Source organism: Telluria sp. BA11 (assembly GCF_056680305.1).
Genome location: NZ_CM155275.1, coordinates 4,298,412 through 4,317,364, shown reverse-complemented (window position 1 = coordinate 4,317,364; position 18,953 = coordinate 4,298,412). Strand labels below are relative to the sequence as shown.

The window sequence follows — 18,953 nt, the reverse complement described above, 5'->3', positions numbered from 1 at the left end:
CGGTAATCACTCCATCAGCGGGAGTGAGCAATGAGCGAAGAGAAAAAGCAGGTCCGCATTACCAAAGCCACGATGCCAGCCGGCGGCTGGGGCTCGGTCGGTGACGTCAGCACGATCCTGACCGACCAGAACGTCGTCGTCAAAGACACGGGCTTGCTGCTCAAGCAAAACAAGACAGATGGCTTCGCCTGTGTCAGCTGCGCCTGGGCCAAGCCGGCCAATCCGCACCCCTTTGAATTCTGTTCCAGCGGCGCCAAGGCCACCGCCTGGGAAACCACGAGCAAGTCCATCGGCGCCGACTTTTTCCAGCGCCACACGCTGACCGAGCTCGAAAGCTGGAGCGACCATGAACTGGAAGACCACGGCCGCCTGACCACGCCGCTGCGCTACGACGCCGCCAGCGACAAATATGTGCAGGTCGACTGGGACGTGGCGTTCAACGAGATCGGCGCCGCGCTGCGCGGTTTTGACCCCAAGCAGGTCGTGTTCTACGCATCGGGCCGCGCCTCGCTGGAAACGTCGTACATGTACCAGCTGCTGGCGCGCATGTATGGCAACAACAACCTGCCGGACAGCTCGAACATGTGCCACGAAAGTACGTCGGTCGGCTTGCAAAAAACGATCGGCGTAGGCGTAGGCACGGTCAAGCTGAGCGACTTCGAGGATACCGACTGCATTCTGTTCTTCGGCCAGAACGTGGGCGTGAACAGCCCGCGCATGCTGCACCAGCTGCAAGAGGCGCGCAAGCGCGACGTGCCGATCATCACCTTCAACCCGCTGCGCGAGCGCGGGCTCGTCAGCTTCACCAATCCACAGTCGCCGCTGGAAATGCTGACCAGGCAAGAGACGGCCATCTCGACCCAGTACCACCAGGTCAAGCCGGGTGGCGACACAGCCGTGATCATGGGCATGTGCAAGGCGATCTTTGCCCTCGACGATGCGGCGCTGGCGGCTGGCGAACAGCGCGTGATCGACATCGCGTTCATCCAGGAACACACCAACGGCTTCAGCGACTTCGAGCAGGCCGTGCGCGCCTGCTCATGGGAAGCCATCGAGCGCGAAGCGGGCCTGTCGCAAGCGGCGCTCGAAGAAGCTGCGAGCGTGTATGCCAAGTCAAGCGCGGTGCTGGGCGTGTACGGCATGGGCCTGACGCAGCACCGTAATGGCGTGCAGAATGTGACGATGCTGGTCAACCTGCTGCTCCTGCGCGGCAATATTGGCAAGCCGGGCGCCGGCATCTGTCCGGTACGCGGCCACTCGAACGTACAGGGCCAGCGCACGGTGGGCATCACCGAAAAACCCGAACTGGCGCCGCTCGACAAGCTCAAGGAACAATTCAACTTCGAGCCGCCACGCGACATGGGCCTGACGACGGTCGATGCCTGCGAAGCCATCATCAAGCGCGACTTGCAGGGCTTCATCGGCCTGGGCGGCAATTTCCTGCGCGCCGTGCCGGAAACGGTGCTGATGGAAGCGGCCTGGCGCGAGCTGCCGCTGACGGTGCAGATCGCTACCAAGCTCAACCGCAACCACGTCATCCACGGCAAGGCGGCCTACCTCCTGCCGTGTCTGGGCCGTATTGAAATCGACCGCCAGGGCTCGGGTGACCAGTCCGTGTCGGTCGAAGACAGCACGTCGCACATGCACGGCTCGCGCGGGATGACCGAGCCGGCCGCGCCCGGGCTGCTGTCCGAACCGGCGATCGTCGCAGGCATTGCCAAGGCGACGCTGGCGCCCAACCCCAATGTCAACTGGGACGCCTGGGTGGCCGACTATCGGGTCATCCGCAAGGCCATGGGCGTGACCTTCCCCGAGATCTTCAAGGATCTGAACGAGCGCATGTGGACGCCGGGCGGCTACCGCAAGCCATTGGCCGCTGCCGAGCGCATCTGGAAGACCGAGAGCGGCAAGGCCGAATTCACGGTGCCCGAAGAACTGCCAGGCAACCCGAACATGCCGGGCGGCCCCGACATCCTGCGCCTGTTTACGATCCGCAGCGACGGCCAGTTCAACACGACCATCTACAGCAACGACGACCGCTTCCGCGGCGTGCACGGCAGCCGCATGGTGCTGTTCATGAACGCGGCCGACATGGAACGCTATGGCCTGGGCAAGGGCGACGTCGTGGCGCTGCGCACGCATGCGGACGATGGCGTGAATCGCCGCGTCGAAGGCTTGCAGATCGTGCCCTACGATGTGCCGACCGGCTGCATCGCCGGTTATTACCCGGAATGCAATCCGCTGATTCCGCTGTGGCACCACGCGAAGGAGAGCAAGGTACCGGCAGCCAAGGCCATCGATGTGCTGCTCGAGCGCAGTCATTCAGTGGCAACGAGCGCGGCAACCAGCGCGGCACCGAGCGTGGCATGAACGCGCGCACGTCCTTTCCCGGTGACGGCGGGCCGGACTATCCCGTTGCCAGCAGCGTGCCGGCGGCCTGCTGGCAGGCTGGCGCGAGCGAGGCGCTGGCCGAAGTGCTGGCCGAGGAAGTGCCGGTAGCACTCGTCTACAACGGCATCAGCCACGCCGTGATGCTGGCCTCGCCGCAAGACCTGGAAGACTTCGCACTGGGATTTTCGCTGTCGGAGCGCATCGTGCGCCAGGCGGCAGATATCCGCGACATTGCCATCGAGACGGGCCCGCACGGCATCACGCTAGCGATGGAGATTGCCCCCGGCGCCATGGCGCGCCTGAAGGAAACGCGGCGTGCGCGCACTGGCAAGACCGGCTGCGGCCTGTGCGGTGTGGACAGCCTGGCCTGGTTCGAGCGCGAGACGGGTCTGATCGATGCACGCGATGGCGGCGCGCATGGCGTTACGGCGCAGTTTGCGCCCGATGCACTGCACCGCGCGATGGCCGCGATGGCGGCGCGCCAGCACCTGCACCTGGCGACCGGCGCCGTCCACGCGGCGGGCTGGGCCGACCGCGATGGGGTGCTGCGCACCGTGCGCGAAGACGTCGGCCGCCACAATGCGCTCGACAAACTGATCGGCGCGGTGGCGCACGATGGCGTACCAGCTGACAGCGGCTTCGTCGTCGTGACCAGCCGCGCCAGTTTCGAGATGGTGCAAAAGACCGCGCGCGCCGGCATTGCCGTGCTGGCGGCCATTTCGGCGCCGACGGCCATGGCCGTGCGCCTGGCCGATGCTGCCGGCGTGACGCTGGCCGGCTTCGTGCGCGCCGGCCGCCACGTCGTCTACAGCCATCCGCAACGCCTGACCTGAGCGTCTGACGCAGGGATCTGATGCACACCCGCGCACGTCTCAAGCGCGGCGCGCGACAACGATGTTGAACGGGTATAAGCTGAAAGCATGCGCGCAACCAACGCGACGCGATGCGAGAGAGGCGGCCCGACATGTCAACGTTTGCCCCTGCCGAGCACGTCAGCTTCCTGGCTGATCAAGCGGGCACCATCACCAGTTGGAACCCGGCGTGCGCCGCGCTGTTCGGTCGTGCTGCAGCCGACATCATCGGCCAGCCGGTCGCCAGCCTGCTCGACGGTGCCAGCTGGGTAGTCTTGCAAGGCGCCGCCCAGAGCCATACCACATTGGCGACAAGCGCCGGCCCGCGCCCTGCCAACCTCCACCTCGTGTTGCAGACGGGCCGCGACGGCGCCCCGCTCGGCTATAGCATCACTATCATCCCGACCGTGATCGGCGTATCGGAAGGCGAGCGGCTCGGCGCGACACCACTGTCCGCCGTCGTCGACCTGCTGCCGGGCACCTTCTACATCATGAACCGCGAAGGCCGCGTCCTGCTGTGGAACCATAATCTCGAACGGTTGTGCGAGATGATGCCGGACGAAATCGCCGCCGCCAACGGCATCGCCATGCTCGACCCGCGCGACCGCCCCGGCGCACTCAGGCAGGTCGAGGCCATGTTCGACAACAATACCGAGATCGCCCTGGAGACCGACTATGTTTCGCGCAGTGGCCGCGAAACACCGATGCTGCTGCGTGGCGCGCGCATCGATTGCAATGGGGGCCAGTACATCTTTGGCATGGGCATCGACATTTCCCGCCAGCGCGCACGCGAGCGCCAGCTGGCCCTGTACCGGCGCGCGCTCAATGCGGCCCGCAATGGCGTGATCATCGCCCGCGATGGGGGGCCCGACCACCTGATCGAGTACGTCAATCCCGCCTTTGAACACATCACCGGTTACAGCGCCGACGAAGTCATCGGGCGCGATTCGCGCTTCATGGCGGCGCCCGGGCTGGACGCCGACGAGCGCAGCCGCATGCACCGGGCGCTGCGCGAACACCGCTCGGTGCACGTCGTACTGCGTAACCTGCGCAAGAATGGCGAACTGTTCTGGAATGACCTGCACATCACGCCCGTGCACGACGACAATGGCAAGGTCACCCACTTCATCGGCATCATCAACGACGTCACCGCCAGCAAGCAGCGCACCGACAATCTCGGGCACGACGTCAACCATGACAGCCTGACAGGGCTTGCCAGCCGCACGCTGTTGCGCGACCGGCTCGACCATGCCCTGCACCTGGCCCAGCGCCACCAGACGCTGGTGGCGACCGTGCTGATCGACCTGGACGGTTTCAAGGCCATCAACGACACCTTCGGCCACGATGCCGGCGACGCCGTGCTCAAGGTCGTGGCACGGCGCTTGCAGGCAGCCGTGCGCGACAGCGATACGGTGGCGCGCATGGCAGGCGATGAGTTTGCGATGGTGCTGGTCGACCAGCCGACACTGCGCTTCACGCTGCGCATGGTTGAACGGTTACGCCGCGCATTGATCATGCCGGTCTCGTTTGGCGGCAACGACATCGCCGTGGGCGCGAGCCTGGGCGTGGCGGCCTACCCGCACGATGGCGCGACGACGGCTGACCTGATCCGCGCCGCCGACATGGCGATGCACCGCGCCAAGCGCCATGGCGGTGGCGTGCACTTTCATTCCCGCGAAATGCACGACGTCAGCGCAGCGCGCACCGCACTGGCCGACAGCATGCGCAGCGCACTCGAGGACGATCAGCTGTTCCTGTTGTTCCAGCCCCGGATGGAAGCGCACAGCGGCAAGGTGCGGGGGTTCGAGGCCCTGCTGCGCTGGCGCCATCCCGAGCACGGCGTGATGCTGCCGGCGTCCTTTCTGGCCGAAGCCGAAGAAAGCGGACAAATTGTCGAGATCGGCGGCTGGGTGCTGGACCAGGCCTGCGCCTTCGCACGCGATCTGCGCAGCGCCGGTTACACGGGCCTGCCGGTGGCGGTGAACGTGACGCACCGCGAATACAGCCGGCCCGATTTCATCGGCGGCATCGCCCGCCGCATGCAGGAGGCCGGGTTACCACCCGGGAGCCTCGAGATCGAGATCCCCGAAGCTGACCTGATCCGCAACCCCGGTCTGGGGCGCGACCTCTCGGTGCAATTGCGCGCGACAGGCGCAATGCTGTCAGTCGACCAGTTCGGGCAAGGTATGTCCGATCTGGCGTTCCTGCAGCAGTTATCGGTGCGCCAGGTGAAACTGTCACGCAAGGCCGTGCATGACATCGCCGACCACGGCCGCAACGGCGCGCTCGCCCGGACCCTGATCGATATCGGCCACAATCTCGATATCACCGTGGTGGGCGAAGCGGTGGAAACCGAGGCGCAGGTCGACTTTTTGCGCAGCCACGGGTGCGACCAGATGCAGGGCCAATGGTTCAGCGCGCCATTGTCAGCCGCTGCCGCGCGCGCTTTCCTCAAGGATCGCCAACATGCGTTGTAGGGTGGACGGGTCCCCCGTCCACGCGTTCAATGAACGTCGGTGCGCCACACATCCAACTTGCGTCGAACGCGTGGACGGCAGAGCCGTCCACCCTACGGCAATCAATGTGGCCGATTTACCATACCGTGACGCCCACCCCGTCCATTCCCCGATTTGTGCAGACTGTCGCAGGAAACTGGCCCTGACGCGCCCGGCGCGTTAAAGTTGCATCATTCCAACGGCCGCCCTTTTGGGCCGATGCAACATCCTCCGACGATCGACGACGCCATGCAAGCACGCAGCACGACACAGCACCATCTGGCCGGCACCCTGTCCTGGCTCTACCGCGCTTTCGACGGCGTGGCGACCTGGGTCACCCAGCTGTCATGGTGGAAGTTTCTTCTTTTTGCCGGCCTGACCTTGACCGCCGCCGGCATCCTGCAGGAAGAACTGTTCAACGGCCCGGCCGAAGAAGAAATCGCCCGCGCCGAGCGCGAATCCGGCCGCCGCAGCGACGCCAGCATCCTGATCGACGAGAGCGGCATCCGCTTCAATCCCCGCACCCGGACCCGCACGGCAGAAACAGCACCGGCGACGACACCGGAAACGCCCGAGGTCCCTGCCGTACCGGACACGCCCGACGCACCACCGGGTCCGCCGGTAACAGTGACAGCGCCCTCCTCCAGCACCGGCGCCGTGAATATCTCGCCAGGCAGCGACTCGGTCCACATCGAATTGCCACCGCAAATCGGTGAAGAACTGTCGAACGCCATCGAGGCCGCCGTCGAAGACGCGGCCGAACAGAAGGTGTCGCGCTATCACAAGCAGGCGTCCACCTGGTTCATGAACTTCGTCGTGCTGTTGCTGCTGGCGCTGTTCGGCACAAAAGCGCTCGTCGGTGGCAAGAAGCGCGCCGATGCCGAAGCCCAGGTGGCCAACGCGGCCGCCGAGCGCGAAGCGATGCAGCGCCAGCTGATGGAAACGAAAATGCAGATGATGCAGGCCCAGGTCGAGCCCCACTTTTTATTCAACACGCTGGCATCCGTCGAGCACCTGATCCGCGTCGACCCGCCACGCGCGTCGGCCATGCAGCGCAGCCTGATCCAGTACCTGCGCGCGGTGCTGCCGCAAATGCGCGACAACGCCGTCGTGACGGGCCTGGGGCGCGAGGTCGACATGGTCAATGCCTACCTGGACTTGCTCAAAATGCGGATGGAAGAACGCCTGACGGTCAACCTGCGCGTGCCCGACGGCCTGCGCAGCGCGGCCTTTCCGCCGATGATGCTGCAATCGATGGTCGAGAACGCCATCAAGCACGGGCTGGAGTGCAAGCCCGAAGGCGGCACGCTGAACATCGTCGCCGAGGTCGTCGACAGCCGCCTGCGCGTGACCGTGGCCGACGACGGCGTGGGCTTTGGCGTGATGCCCAGCGACGGCACCGGCCTGGGCCTGCAGACGATCCGCGAACGCCTGAAGCTGCTGCATGGCGAGGCCGGCTGGCTGCACATCGGCGCCAACAGCCCGACCGGCGTGATCGCGACGATCGAAGTGCCGTACCAGTTGTCCAAGTAATCAGCTGGCGGGCGGGCAGCGGCGATCGATCGCTTGCCTGTAAATCAGTTTCATTGAATAATCATTCAATCATATTTTCATAACAACACGCTCAAGAGACCACCATGCCCACCGCAATCATTGCCGATGACGAAAGACTGATGCGCGACCAACTGCGCATGCGCCTGCAGGATGCTTGGCCCGAACTGCAGATCGTCGGCGAAGCGAAGAATGGTGACGAGGCAGTCCAGCTGGTGGGCGAACTCAAGCCCGACCTGACGTTTCTGGACATCCGCATGCCGGGCAAGACCGGCATGGAAGCGGCGCGCGACATCGGCGACAAGAGCCTGGTCGTGTTCGTCACGGCCTACGACCAGTACGCGGTGGAGGCGTTCGAACGCGGCGCCATCGACTACGTGCTCAAGCCGACCGAGCCGGATCGCTTGCGGGTGACGGTCGACCGCCTGAAGGAGCGCCTCGAGCGGCCGCCGGCCAATGTGAACGACAGCGTCAGCGCCATGCTGAGCCAGCTGGCCGAAAAGATCGCCTCGCCCAAGCCGAAGCACCTGCAATGGATCCAGGCCAGCATCGGCCAGGACCTGCGCATGATTCCCGTCGAAGACATCCTGTTCTTCCGTTCGGACGAAAAATACACCAGCGTGCAGACGAGCGGCTTCGAGGCGCTGATCCGCAAGCCGGTGCGTGACCTGGCTGATGAGCTCGATCCTTCGCTGTTCTGGCAAATCCACCGCGCGACGCTGGTCAACGTCAATGCCATCGAAGGCGTGACGCGCGATATCCGTGGCCGTCATCTGGTGATGGTCAAGGGCCGGCCCGAAAAGCTCGAAGTCAGCCGCAGTTTCTTGCACCTGTTCAAGCAGATGTGACAGCGTTGCGGGGCGCGCGTGCTATTGCGCGCCTTGTGACCTCTCAAGGCCCCGCCGGAGCGGGCGCGTAGTGTAGAAGGTCCGGCCCTCGCCCGTGGCCTTCTCGTCCCTGCCCGCATGAAACTTCAGCGCACGATGCACCTGCGGCGAAACCGCAGCCTCGACCAGCGCGCCGCGCGCGCCTGCGACAGCCGGCGCATCCTGCACAGCGCCAGCGACGCCATCCTGTCGGTCGGCCACGACACCACGATCCTGCTGGCCAACCCGGCGGCGGCGCGCATGTTCGATACGGGCGTGGCCAGCCTGCAGGGCAGTCCGCTGGCGCGCTTCATCCTCGCACCCGGCGCCGATGCGCGCACCCCGCCCGACTATTTTCCCGCCGGCCTCGGACGCGCCGGCCGGCGTGCCACCGACTACGCCGTCACCGGCATCCGCAGCGATGGCGAACGCTTTCCCATCGAAGGGTCGATCTCGAACGTGGAGCACGAAGGCCGGCCGATCTACACGGTGATCCTGCGCGATGTGTCCGAGCGGCACCTGGTCCAGCAAACGCTAGCGCGCTCGCATGACCAGTTGCGCCAACTGTCGTCGGCACTGCAAAGCATTCGCGAAGAAGAGCGCACGCATATCGCGCGCGAGCTGCACGACGACCTCGGGCAACTGCTTGCGTCGCTGCGCATGGACCTGACGCTACTGGCGCGTGTCAAGCACTTGCCCGAGGCCAGCACACCGCTGATCGCCGGCATGGAAAGCAATCTGCTCACGGCCATTGCGTCGCTGAGGCGGATCGCCACCAATCTGCGCCCGCGCGCCCTCGACGAAGGCGGCCTGTATTTTGCACTGCAGGGCTTGCGCGACGAATTCACCGAACGCCACGGCATTGCCTGCACCGTCCTCGCGGATGAAGCCGAATTGCGGCTGGACGATGCGGCCAGCACCGCCATCTTTCGCATCGTGCAAGAGGCACTGACCAATATCGCGCGCCATGCTGGTGCGCAGCACGTGTGCGTGAATCTGTATCGCACCAATGGCGACCTGCTGCTGACGGTCCAGGACGATGGCCGGGGCATCCGCGCGCAGGACATGGGCAAGGCCGAATCGCTGGGCCTGATCGGGATGCGCGAGCGGGTCTGGGCCATGCAGGGCGATATCACGATCGGCGCCGATGAGCCGCCGGGGACGCGCATCGACATCGTGCTGCCCATTGCGGGCCATGTCGTCTGATGCCCGAAGAATCGGGCGTGCCAAACGTCCTATTGCATAAAAACAACAGTGCCAAGCTGTCATGAACTCGACACATAGTCTCGATAAGATCGCTGTCGATCTGAGTTGATTACAAACTCTACATCTTGTCGAAACCACACTGGAGATCTTCATGAAGTATAAGTTCCTGGCCGCCGCCGTGCTGTCATCCCTGCCACTGTTCGCATCCGCCCAAACCAACGTCCAGATCTATGGCGTGATGGACGCGGCCGTCGCTCTCGAAGACACCGACGTGCCGGGTGAAGACCGTCGTACCACCATCAGCTCGGGCAACCAGTCGAGTAGCCGTCTGGGCTTCCGCGGTACCGAAGATCTCGGCAATGGCCTGAAAGCCCTGTTCAACATCGAAGCCGGCGTCGCGCTGGATACCGGTGCCACCGATACGCAAACCTTCGGCCGCCGCGCCGTGGTCGGCCTGCAAGGCAACTTCGGTACCGTGACCCTGGGCCGCGAGTACTCGCCAATCGCTGCTGTCGCCGCCGCATCGGACATCAACGGCCAGGGCATGTACGGCAGCAACCTGTCGGCCTTCGGCACCAACCGTCTGACCCGTCGCCTGTCGAACTCGATCAACTACAAATCGAACGACCTGTCGGGCTTCATCGTCAACGCCGCCTACTCGACCGGTGAAAAAACCGTGGACCCGTCGGGTGACCTGCTGGGCATCGCGCTGGAATACAAGATTGGCGGCCTGTACCTGGGCGCCGGTTACCACACCATCGAGCGCCTGGCGAAGGGTGACGACAAGGAAATGGCATTCGGTGCCGGCTACAAGTTCGGCGACTTCGAAATCAAGGGTAACTACCTGGAAGCCGAACTGGAAGGCACCACCGCCACTAACGGCGTCGAGTACAAGAACGCCAACATCGGCGCATCGTACGCAATGGGCGCGAACAAGTTCTTCCTGAACTTCCAGCAGCAAAAGCTGAACAACGGCGCCAAGGGCAACACCGTGGCCGTGTCGTACACCTATACGCTGTCGAAGCGCACCAACTTCTACGGTACCTACGCCCAGCTGAGCAACAACAACCGCGCTGCCTTCGGCATCAATGCGTCGTCGAACAACGTGACCCCGGTCTCGAGCGTGCCGGCCATCAGTGCCCTGAGCGCCGATCCATCGGTGCTGACCGTTGGTATCCGTCACGCGTTCTAACCATGGCGCCGCACACGCCGCCAACGGCGGCGTGTGACGTTAGCCCACCGTTCCTGCGTTCGTGGGGACATTTGATGCCGGCGCTGCCGGCATTTTTCATGGCGCAGTCAGCGTTATCTGTTGATGACACTGATAGCAATGCAAAGCAATTGTTCTGGCAAAATGATCCGCTCTCCATTCAGCGCCCAGCGCCAGCCCAGGTAATTGGGCAGGTAGCGCGACGCCACACCACGAAAGCCCTGTAGCCAGGCCTTGAAGCGCTGGTGGTAGGCGTTCACGTTCTGCACGTGGATGGCAAGGCTGCCCAGACGCCTTGCACGCATACCGGCGCGCACATTGACCGCCTCGTGCGCGATCCTGTGCTTGCGTGCAAAGGCGCGGTAAGCGGGGTGGCTGTCACTGACCATCGTAGGCAACAATAAGCCAGAAATTCCGCAAGTGCGCATGTTGATCAAAAAACACAGTCGCAGTTTTTCCACACGCAAAATTAGATGCAATATATGCTAAACATACCTCTCTGATCGAAGCAGAGGTGCGGACGTTCGAGCATTGGACCGCGCACTTCGCTGTAAACATAATTACTGCTGTGACAGCATCGCTGTAACTATCAGCACCGCTAAATCTAGGCGCTTGCAACTAAGAGCTACGGAACTACGTTTCCAAAATTTGACGCTTCGCTGTTTGTTCGATTTTTTTTCAGTCAATTGAGCGCCGAACGGGAGAGGAACCCATGACAAATTTTTGAAATTTTTCTCAGGCTTGGCTTGAGACTGCGCGATATGACGTAACATAACATGCAATTTAGGCATGTTATTTGCACTGATGATAAGGGGGCTGAAAATGAAAGTGCTTTGCCTTTTACTTCTTACGACGATCTTTACGGTCGCGGATAGTCTTGCCCAAAACCCGACCGGATCTGCGGCAATGCCGTCGGATGAAGAGGTAGCACGTCTATTAAAGCCAAGCCGGCGCCCGGTAACTGAGAGGATTCCAAAATTCGAAAAGAACACTGAAGTGCCTGCAGTGAAAATCCAGAACTTGCCTATCACACAAAGAATCTTCCGAATCGGCGCGTTAAAAGCTGTAAGTCAGGATATTGAAAACGCTGCAAGATCGGCAGAATTGACCTACTCCAATGACAATTTCGCGGGGACTAATTGGCAACGGATTACGGTGCCTCGGCAAAAACCTCTATTTAAGGATGCAGTTTCTATCGTTTTACTTAACGTCAACCATCACGGCAAGACGATAGAAATAGCGGTGCGTGGCACTGCAAATCTTGACGATGTGCTCTACGATTTAAAGGCGGCATCAGCATTCGATGAAGAGCTGGGTTTTCGAGTTCATTCAGGCTTTCGTACTCTTGCCCGAGAGATCTTGGCGCACCTAAAGAAGCACAATTTAAGCGACGAAGTGCTGACGACTTATAAATTTTATCTGTCAGGGCATTCATTAGGTGGATCAATTGCATCAATCATATCCATGTATCTGCATCAAGGGGGATCACAGGTTGCATCTGTTGTCACGTTTGGGGCTCCCCGCTTTACTACCAATGAAGGCGCTAGGAAGTATCAAGTCTTAAACCAGGTTACTCATCGAATTGTGCGGTGTGACGACGTTGTACCTTTCATGCCACCACCAAATTTCTTCGGTTGGTCAAACGAGAGCTACCAAGCTAACGGGAATATTTTTCTTTTGCTTAACCCGCCGTATTTTGATTATTCAGTAGGGATCGATATCGAACGAGATTTCGCCTATCAATTGCGGATTGAGTTCGAAAACAAAGGTGCAACTAAGATACTTGCATATGGCCACCGGATGGATCACTACGCTGAACAACTATCGCATTTCTACTCGCGCAACTTGATGAGAAAGGCGAAAAAGGCGCCTGACGGAAACACATATATTGGCGTACCAGACCTACAACCAGTCACTTATACCTTAGCTCTAAAAAACACGCTTTGCCCTGCACAGACGTCCATCTAACTCCCCGAACGGTCATGTCAGGGACAGCCAGTTATACAACTGACCTGATAGAAGGCCTACTTAGCTTAAGCGACGAAATGAACTCCAAGACACGGGGTAGACTCGGACATATCGCTGCTTTCTCTATGGTGGATGCTAACCCTTCACGCACGTCTGGCTATCCTCAATCGCAGGGACATACGTCACCCCAGCAAACACGTCTCTCATACGAAAGGCATCCATGAGTATCGCCGTCTTGCGTAGCTGACACGGTCCGGATGGGAGCGCCTAGGGTCAATGTCGAACTACAAGCGGACACTAGCATGCCAAGTGCCACCATTGTTGGCAACAATACGCCTGATACATTTAGAGACCTATCTTGCTATACTAGAGGGTGGACACATCAAGTTGAGTTGATACGATTGCAACTAACGGTGACGTAGGCGCATGATGCCTAGTGGGACCAATCTGGGTCGAATATCACCGATTAGTTACTCTCTTCAACTCTTGCAGACCTCGAGCAGCGCAGATACCCCTAGCCTCGGCAGGTAGGTATGTGATTGAGACTTATATAACGAAGCACCGACACTAGCGATAAAATTGCCATTAAGATGGAAATTCAGACGAGCCCAACACTGGGTGATGGAGCGATAAGAGCAGCATTGATCGAACGTCTATGGACGTCAACGTTGCCAAAGAAAATTATCGAAGAATTACGAGTTCACAATGGCAATGCAATCGCCGATGTGGTAACTCTACATAGCGATATGCATTGTTATGAAATAAAAGGCGAAAACGATAGCATCAGTCGGATATTACAACAAGCCAAATTCTACAACGTAGCTTTTCGGAAAATTACCCTAGTAACCACAGCAAGACATCATTCAAGTGCAGAACGATTAGCACCGTCTCATTGGGGCATTATGCTTGCATATTTCAAAAACGAAAGAATCACGTTGAAATATATAAGACCTACTAGTACAAACCCCTATTACGACAAGAAACTGGCTCTGCTCACCCTTTGGCGATCCGAACTAGCAGAAGTAGCCTCCCCGATCACAAACGAAAAAGTCAAAAACCTATCTAGGGCAAGTTTGTCGAATCTCATTGGGGATACCCTCGGCAAGGATGATGTGAGCCGCCACATAAGTGCTCAAATAATCGCAAGAAAAGCTACACAGTAAACCCTTTACACATATACGTTATATGTGCATTGATAGTGGGATTCAAGATACTACTCGGTGTTATCGATGTGCCGATGAAATTCGCCTTTTGGTGAATGTAGTTGTCGCCGTATGAGTATGGCGCTCCACGATAGAAATGCATTCCAATTAGGTTGAGCGCAATATCGTTGTATTGAAGCGAGCCGCGAGCATGAGACTTAAGAGAGCCGCCACGCTCGATGTAGTGCACATCTTCATAAGAGTAAACAATTTTTGGCGCAGTTACGTTACGAAGAGCTTCCGGCGGAACGTTCAGGTCGGAATACAATGGACTTACGATAGTATAGTCGCCTAGCGTGATCGAGACGTCTTCCAACTTGTCGATCACACCCCGATAAATCGCAAGTTCTGCACGATTATGAGTAATATCGCTTACCGATGAAACAATATCTTTAATCGAAGCTGGGATAGATGACCCTGTAACTACAATTTCATCAAAATTGAAAACCTTCTCGGATTCCTGAATAAACTCTGCTATTAATGAGCCCCGGTCTTCGGCGTCAACATTGAGACACAGCCTGTTGTCGAATATCAGGACCCAGTTGTCAAAGAGATCGCCAGCCTCATCGGCCAAGTCCGATATCTCATCGACTACAGCATCGAAATCTTCGAAATCTTCGACTAAAAGCCGTAGTGCGACGGAATCGGACATAATTCGACCGTCTTGTTTCGCCGCAAATACGATCTGGTTTCGTCCAGGTGCACGATCAAGGCCGAGCACAGGTATGAAGTTCTGATCTGAAAAGCTATCGATTATGAACTCATAATTATCCTTACCTGCAATCTTCAGTTGGTCACTGATATCAAAATTGTCGAGGTAAAATGCTTTGTAACCAGCAAGATTCTTCTTGATCTTACGCGCTGATTTTTCAACCAAGTCTACGAACTGATCTTCAGCAACATCAACCTTTTGCGGGAAGTCGAAGAACGGAACTATGTGACTTTTGATTTCGGCATCAAGCCCCTTGAGAGCACCTATTTCGTTAACCTTAAGCTTCAAAAACGGAACGTAGTTATTCATCGCCAAGAAGTATTCCCCTAGTATTGGTTTTATTTACAATATCTGAAAATATATCGTAGCGGCCCAACTCTCGTCGCAGCCTACCTGCAACAATAGACGGATGAACGCCTATTTGCGCCGCAAAAATTAAAACGTTCTTTTCACTTAAATCATACTTCGCAGGACAGCTTCGCCAGTCACTGCGGCTGATTAAAGAAGTTCCGGCTAACCGATCAGCTTCTTTTTCAACCTTATCTAGCGGCGTTTCTTCCAAATCATCCAGAATTGGGCTCTGCAACAGATTATAGTGCTTAGCCACGTGAGCAAGCTCATGCATAAGGGTGAACCAGTAGTTGTCAACTCTCGGATAACGGAGTGTCATACCAATCACAGGATTACCTGAGTCAAGGAGGAACGCTGCGCCATCCAACTTCATACCTGGGATCGCTCGCTCATATACCAAGATTATCCCGCGCTGAAGCAGAGCGCCACTTACCGCTGGCAAATGATCGACATCTTTACTCCACTTTGCTATGGAGCTAAGTTCACTTTCCTCTAAACCAGCAAATTTTGGAACCCTTCTTGCCACACTAAATACTGTCGCAAAATTCCGAACTTTGGAAAGCCAGAAGGACGAGAGCGATTCGCTCGCGTCCAATTTTCTACGATATAGAGCCGAGTTATATGTCTCCGCCAGCGACACTTCCTTAAATAGCGTATGAAGATCTGCACTCGGATCACCCGTTCTTACAGACTTTGGTATAGCATCAAATATTTCTTTGGATTTCAAATAAAGAGCGAATTGCTCCTTTGCCGAGCGCGCGTCAGAAGGCAGATGATAGAAATCATCTTGATCAAGTTCGAAATTATCAGTCATGGTGCCTCCAGATAGTCCGCTGCGGCGCTCTCAGGCATCTCGAAATATTCCAACGTGTCCTTATCTTCTGCAGCAAAGCGCTGCATTCCAATCTTCCTGTAGTACCCGCTGGCACGAGGCAGTGCATGAAGAGAGAATCCGAAACGGTAAGCCAGGGAATCTTTTACGTAGGTGATCGCGCTCTTGACCAGAAGCGTTCCCACACCATTGAACCGACGCGACGGTGTTTGTCAACGTAGTTGTCGCGTCACCTCACACGACCTGCTGTAGTTTCTCTGGTCGAATCCGTTCCGGATTCAACCAGACTTGACCATCCAAAGTCCAGTTCCTGACATTGCGCGACCAGCGCCGAGGATTGCGGCTTTTCGCTTCTCGATATACCTGTTCGCGATGCTCGAGAATCGCTTCAGCCTGGCCGCCATGGCGCTGTGCCGGCGTCACGAATTTCAGGCCGCTGTGTTTGTGATCCTGGTTGTACCAGCGCACAAATTTCTGCGTCCATGCCCGCGCTTGTTCGAGCGTCGCGAACGGCTTACTTGGGTAATCCGGCCGATATTTGCAGGTCCTGAACAAGGACTCAGCGTAGGCATTGTCGTTGCTCACACGCGGCCTGCTGAACGACGGGGCAACGCCGAGTTGCTCCAATGTGGCCAGCATGGTCGAGCCTTTCATTGCACTGCCGTTATCCGAGTGCAGTACGAGCGGCCTGCCTGCCAATCCCTCGGCCAGACTGGCCCGCCGCATCAGCCGTGACGCCGATTCCGCCGACTCGGCCTCATGAACTTCGTGACCGATGATCTTGCGGCTGTAGATGTCGAGCACCATGTACCAGTAGTGGTACTTGCCCTTGATCGCGGCCGGCAGCCACGTAATGTCCCAACTCCAAACCTGGTTCGGCGCCATGGCGCAATGGCTCGTGACGACGCGTTCACTCGGCTTCTTTGCCTTGCCGCGATGGTGCTGTTGCGAGGCCGACTTCAAGACGCGGTAGAAGCTCGATTCCGAGGCTACATAGATGCCTCGATCAGCCAGCGTCGGCACGATCTGACTCGGTGGCAGACTGGCGAATTCCTCGCTGTTGGCGACAGCCAGAATCTCGGTACGCTCGTTGTCAGTGAGCTTGTTGGCCGGCTCAGGCCTGATGCAGGTCGGGCGGCTGTCGACGGCTACAGCATCATCCCCAGCCCGCACCCAGCGTTGAAACGTCCGTAGGGTGATGCCGAGCTCGCGGCAGGCCGGTGACAACCGGCTGCCTGCAGCTTCGGCTTCACGGATCAACCCTACACATGACAGGCGATCTGGGACGCTGATCAGTCTTCCTCTTTGTCCCCCCAGATCGCCTGGGCTTTTTTTCGCAGGATCAGCAACGCTGCGGCTTCAGCCAGCGCCTTCTCCTTGCGCTGCAAGTCTTTCTCCAACTGCCGAATCCGCTTCTTGTCTTCCTTCGACTGGACCTGTTGCGCCCGCGTCTGCTGCACCATGCTCACGTTGGCGGCCATGCATGCGGCTCGCCACGTGGCGATCTGCTCTGCAAATAGTCCCTTCCGGCGACAATACTCCGACAGTTCGCTCTCGTTTAACGCTGCCGTTTCCAGCACCACCGCGAACTTGTCCTCCGAGGTCCATTCCTCAGCATTTTTCCCACTACCTGGCACCGGTGTTCCTTGATCACGAAGTTGACGGCGCCAAGTATAAAGCGTCTGCTCGGTGATCCCGCTCTCCCGCGCCAATTCCGACACCAACCGGTTCTGGGGCGGCATCATCTGCCGCAACATCGCCTCTTTTCGTTCTGCTGGATACTGCTTCACACATTCTCTCTTGCCCGTCCCCGGTATGACTTCACTTAATCAGGTGACGCGACAACTATTCTGACACCGGGGGGCGACGCTACGGGATTGGTGCGGTTCCAAGGTGCCACTGCAAGGAACTCAATGTAGAAGATGTCATCAGCATTAATGACGCTCTTCTTCGGGTGGTAAATCAGACAAGCGCCCTGGGGCTTACCTTCTGCCATGATGAAGAACCATTCGTACGACTCGTCTTTGAGCGCGCAAGCCTTCTTAAACCACTTCCAATGACGATCATCAATTTGAATCTGAGCCAAAACCTTGTCCAAATCAGCAGGAGTATAGTTCTGCTCGTCAATAAATCCGAAAAGATCGAGGTTAAACTTGCCCCAGTGTTCGTCGCAACTGTAACATTTCGCGATGTCCCAGCCGTGATGAAGTGTATACGGAACCGAAGCCCCGCTCGACGACGTCAGCACACCCTGTCTGACAATATCGTCGTCGCTCGGAGTAATCTGCCCCGATTCCAACATTTTTTTGATTTGATTGATGGTTGTCATTCGGGTACTAAACAGTCATGGGACACATATGGCTCTACGAAGGGACGCTAGAACAAGCAAGTGATCAATATACAACATTCGTGGACATTTATGTATTTTTTGGTACCCAACAACAACAAAATGTGGATAGTCTTCGCCAAGTCTAGACACTTTATTCACTACACATATATTTCTCTATGGAAACTATGTGGTTCGATCTTCTGCCGCTGCTAATTACCTACCTTGGATAACTAGAAAAAGTTTTCCGAAGCATCTGTCATAGTGGTTTTTAGTAAACGCTAGCACAAATACATAAATCCATCTTTATTGCTAATTACCTTATTGATTGTCAACAGAAATCAGCTTATTTTATCAAACTCCTCTAATATTAATGCTAATTATTTCATCAGAATTCTCTTAGTGCAGGATAGATAATTTATGATGGAATTTAGATCATGAAAATAGAGCGCTTATAGCCGGCTATGCCGGCGACGTATTACATAATAAATTAATTGGATATCGCTAGAATTAACTAGGGCCAAATTGAATTTATACTATTAATACGATCAAATGCAGCAGCTTGTGATTTAATTTTCTGAAATCTCCATACCTTGAACTTTGTTCGTATGCTGGCAAGAACTTCGATGCTGGTTTTCCATACAGATTTTGAATGTTTTTTACCATCTTTATCTTTATGATTACGTTTCCATTCTTTTTTTATAAGGGAGATCCCCACAGTCTTTTTTATTCTATCCCCAAAACGGTTTTTAGACTCTTCAACCACTCGAGTTACGATTAGCTTCTTTTTCTTGGCTTTGCCATTGCGCGCAGCGTCAAGCCCGCCTAAAGCTTTTAAAAAACCTAAAGCATCACCGCGCCGCCCCAAACCTTTGTTTATACGCCCTTCTTCATAACCGCCACGTGCTTTCGCCCAAAGCGATCTTAAAATAAGATTATCTGGAGCCTTTGACATGCGCCGAAATTCATCCCAAATGGTGAGACACTTAGCT

14 protein-coding genes and 1 pseudogene are annotated in these 18,953 nt (G+C 57.3%); 9 read left to right on the top strand and 6 right to left on the bottom strand.

Annotation, left to right across the window (positions count from 1 at the left end; genetic code table 11):
- Positions 1–30 precede the first annotated feature (30 nt).
- The 7 genes from AC1MGT_RS18985 to AC1MGT_RS18955 all read left to right on the top strand — a co-directional run bounded on the left by AC1MGT_RS18985 (position 31) and on the right by AC1MGT_RS18955 (position 10,552).
- Positions 31–2,370, top strand: coding sequence for an FdhF/YdeP family oxidoreductase (locus AC1MGT_RS18985; RefSeq protein ID WP_499501576.1), 2,340 nt, complete (start codon positions 31–33; stop codon positions 2,368–2,370).
- A complete protein-coding gene (gene fdhD, locus AC1MGT_RS18980) occupies positions 2,367–3,224 on the top strand; it encodes a formate dehydrogenase accessory sulfurtransferase FdhD (protein WP_499454020.1) in 858 nt (285 codons plus the stop codon). Before AC1MGT_RS18985 ends, fdhD begins: the two co-directional genes overlap by 4 nt.
- Before the next feature lie 131 nt (positions 3,225–3,355).
- Positions 3,356–5,719, top strand: coding sequence for a sensor domain-containing protein (locus AC1MGT_RS18975; protein ID WP_499501575.1), 2,364 nt, complete (start codon positions 3,356–3,358; stop codon positions 5,717–5,719).
- A 267-nt stretch (positions 5,720–5,986) separates the two neighbouring features.
- Positions 5,987–7,270 (top strand): sensor histidine kinase, encoded by a 1,284-nt coding sequence (locus tag AC1MGT_RS18970; protein ID WP_499504324.1) that lies wholly within the window; start codon positions 5,987–5,989, stop codon positions 7,268–7,270.
- 104 nt (positions 7,271–7,374) lie between these two features.
- Positions 7,375–8,136: a LytR/AlgR family response regulator transcription factor gene (locus AC1MGT_RS18965; protein WP_332533559.1), complete on the top strand. Its 762-nt coding sequence runs from the start codon at positions 7,375–7,377 to the stop codon at positions 8,134–8,136.
- A gap of 117 nt (positions 8,137–8,253) precedes the next feature.
- The gene (locus AC1MGT_RS18960) at positions 8,254–9,360 is read left to right on the top strand and encodes a sensor histidine kinase (protein ID WP_499501574.1); all 1,107 of its coding nucleotides are present in this window, start codon (positions 8,254–8,256) and stop codon (positions 9,358–9,360) included.
- Between the two features lie 151 nt (positions 9,361–9,511).
- Complete coding sequence (locus tag AC1MGT_RS18955) at positions 9,512–10,552, top strand: porin (RefSeq protein WP_499501573.1); 1,041 nt, start codon at positions 9,512–9,514, stop codon at positions 10,550–10,552.
- Between the two features lie 113 nt (positions 10,553–10,665).
- On the opposite strand, the pseudogene AC1MGT_RS18950 reads toward AC1MGT_RS18955, so the two are convergent.
- Positions 10,666–10,959 (bottom strand): annotated as a pseudogene (locus AC1MGT_RS18950) (IS1595 family transposase); the annotation flags it as partial.
- 400 nt (positions 10,960–11,359) lie between these two features.
- On the opposite strand from AC1MGT_RS18950, the gene AC1MGT_RS18945 reads away from it, so the two are divergent.
- Both AC1MGT_RS18945 and AC1MGT_RS18940 read left to right on the top strand, forming a co-directional pair.
- Positions 11,360–12,538, top strand: a complete 1,179-nt coding sequence (locus AC1MGT_RS18945) for a lipase family protein (RefSeq protein ID WP_499501572.1) — start codon at positions 11,360–11,362, stop codon at positions 12,536–12,538.
- A gap of 590 nt (positions 12,539–13,128) precedes the next feature.
- The gene (locus tag AC1MGT_RS18940; protein ID WP_499501571.1) at positions 13,129–13,701 is read left to right on the top strand and encodes a sce7726 family protein; all 573 of its coding nucleotides are present in this window, start codon (positions 13,129–13,131) and stop codon (positions 13,699–13,701) included.
- On the opposite strand, the gene AC1MGT_RS18935 is transcribed toward AC1MGT_RS18940, so the two are convergent.
- From AC1MGT_RS18935 to AC1MGT_RS18915, 5 genes are all read right to left on the bottom strand, one after another.
- Positions 13,691–14,761, bottom strand: coding sequence for a beta family protein (locus tag AC1MGT_RS18935; RefSeq protein WP_499504323.1), 1,071 nt, complete (start codon positions 14,759–14,761; stop codon positions 13,691–13,693). The genes AC1MGT_RS18940 and AC1MGT_RS18935 overlap by 11 nt on opposite strands.
- Positions 14,754–15,617, bottom strand: a complete 864-nt coding sequence (locus tag AC1MGT_RS18930) for an ImmA/IrrE family metallo-endopeptidase (protein ID WP_499501570.1) — start codon at positions 15,615–15,617, stop codon at positions 14,754–14,756. The genes AC1MGT_RS18935 and AC1MGT_RS18930 overlap by 8 nt, the downstream gene beginning before the upstream one ends.
- 252 nt (positions 15,618–15,869) lie before the next feature.
- Positions 15,870–17,425, bottom strand: a protein-coding gene (locus AC1MGT_RS18925) for an IS3 family transposase (protein ID WP_499501569.1) whose coding sequence is annotated in 2 segments (ribosomal slippage) — positions 15,870–16,963 and positions 16,963–17,425 — 1,557 coding nt in all. Because the reading frame shifts where the segments join, the coding sequence is not laid out codon by codon here.
- Between the two features lie 35 nt (positions 17,426–17,460).
- Positions 17,461–17,964 carry a hypothetical protein gene (locus AC1MGT_RS18920; RefSeq protein ID WP_499501568.1) on the bottom strand — a complete coding sequence of 168 codons (504 nt, stop codon included), beginning with the start codon at positions 17,962–17,964 and terminating at the stop codon, positions 17,461–17,463.
- Positions 17,965–18,475: 511 nt separating this feature from the next.
- A complete protein-coding gene (locus AC1MGT_RS18915; protein WP_499501567.1) occupies positions 18,476–18,916 on the bottom strand; it encodes a hypothetical protein in 441 nt (146 codons plus the stop codon).
- Positions 18,917–18,953: the final 37 nt, after the last annotated feature.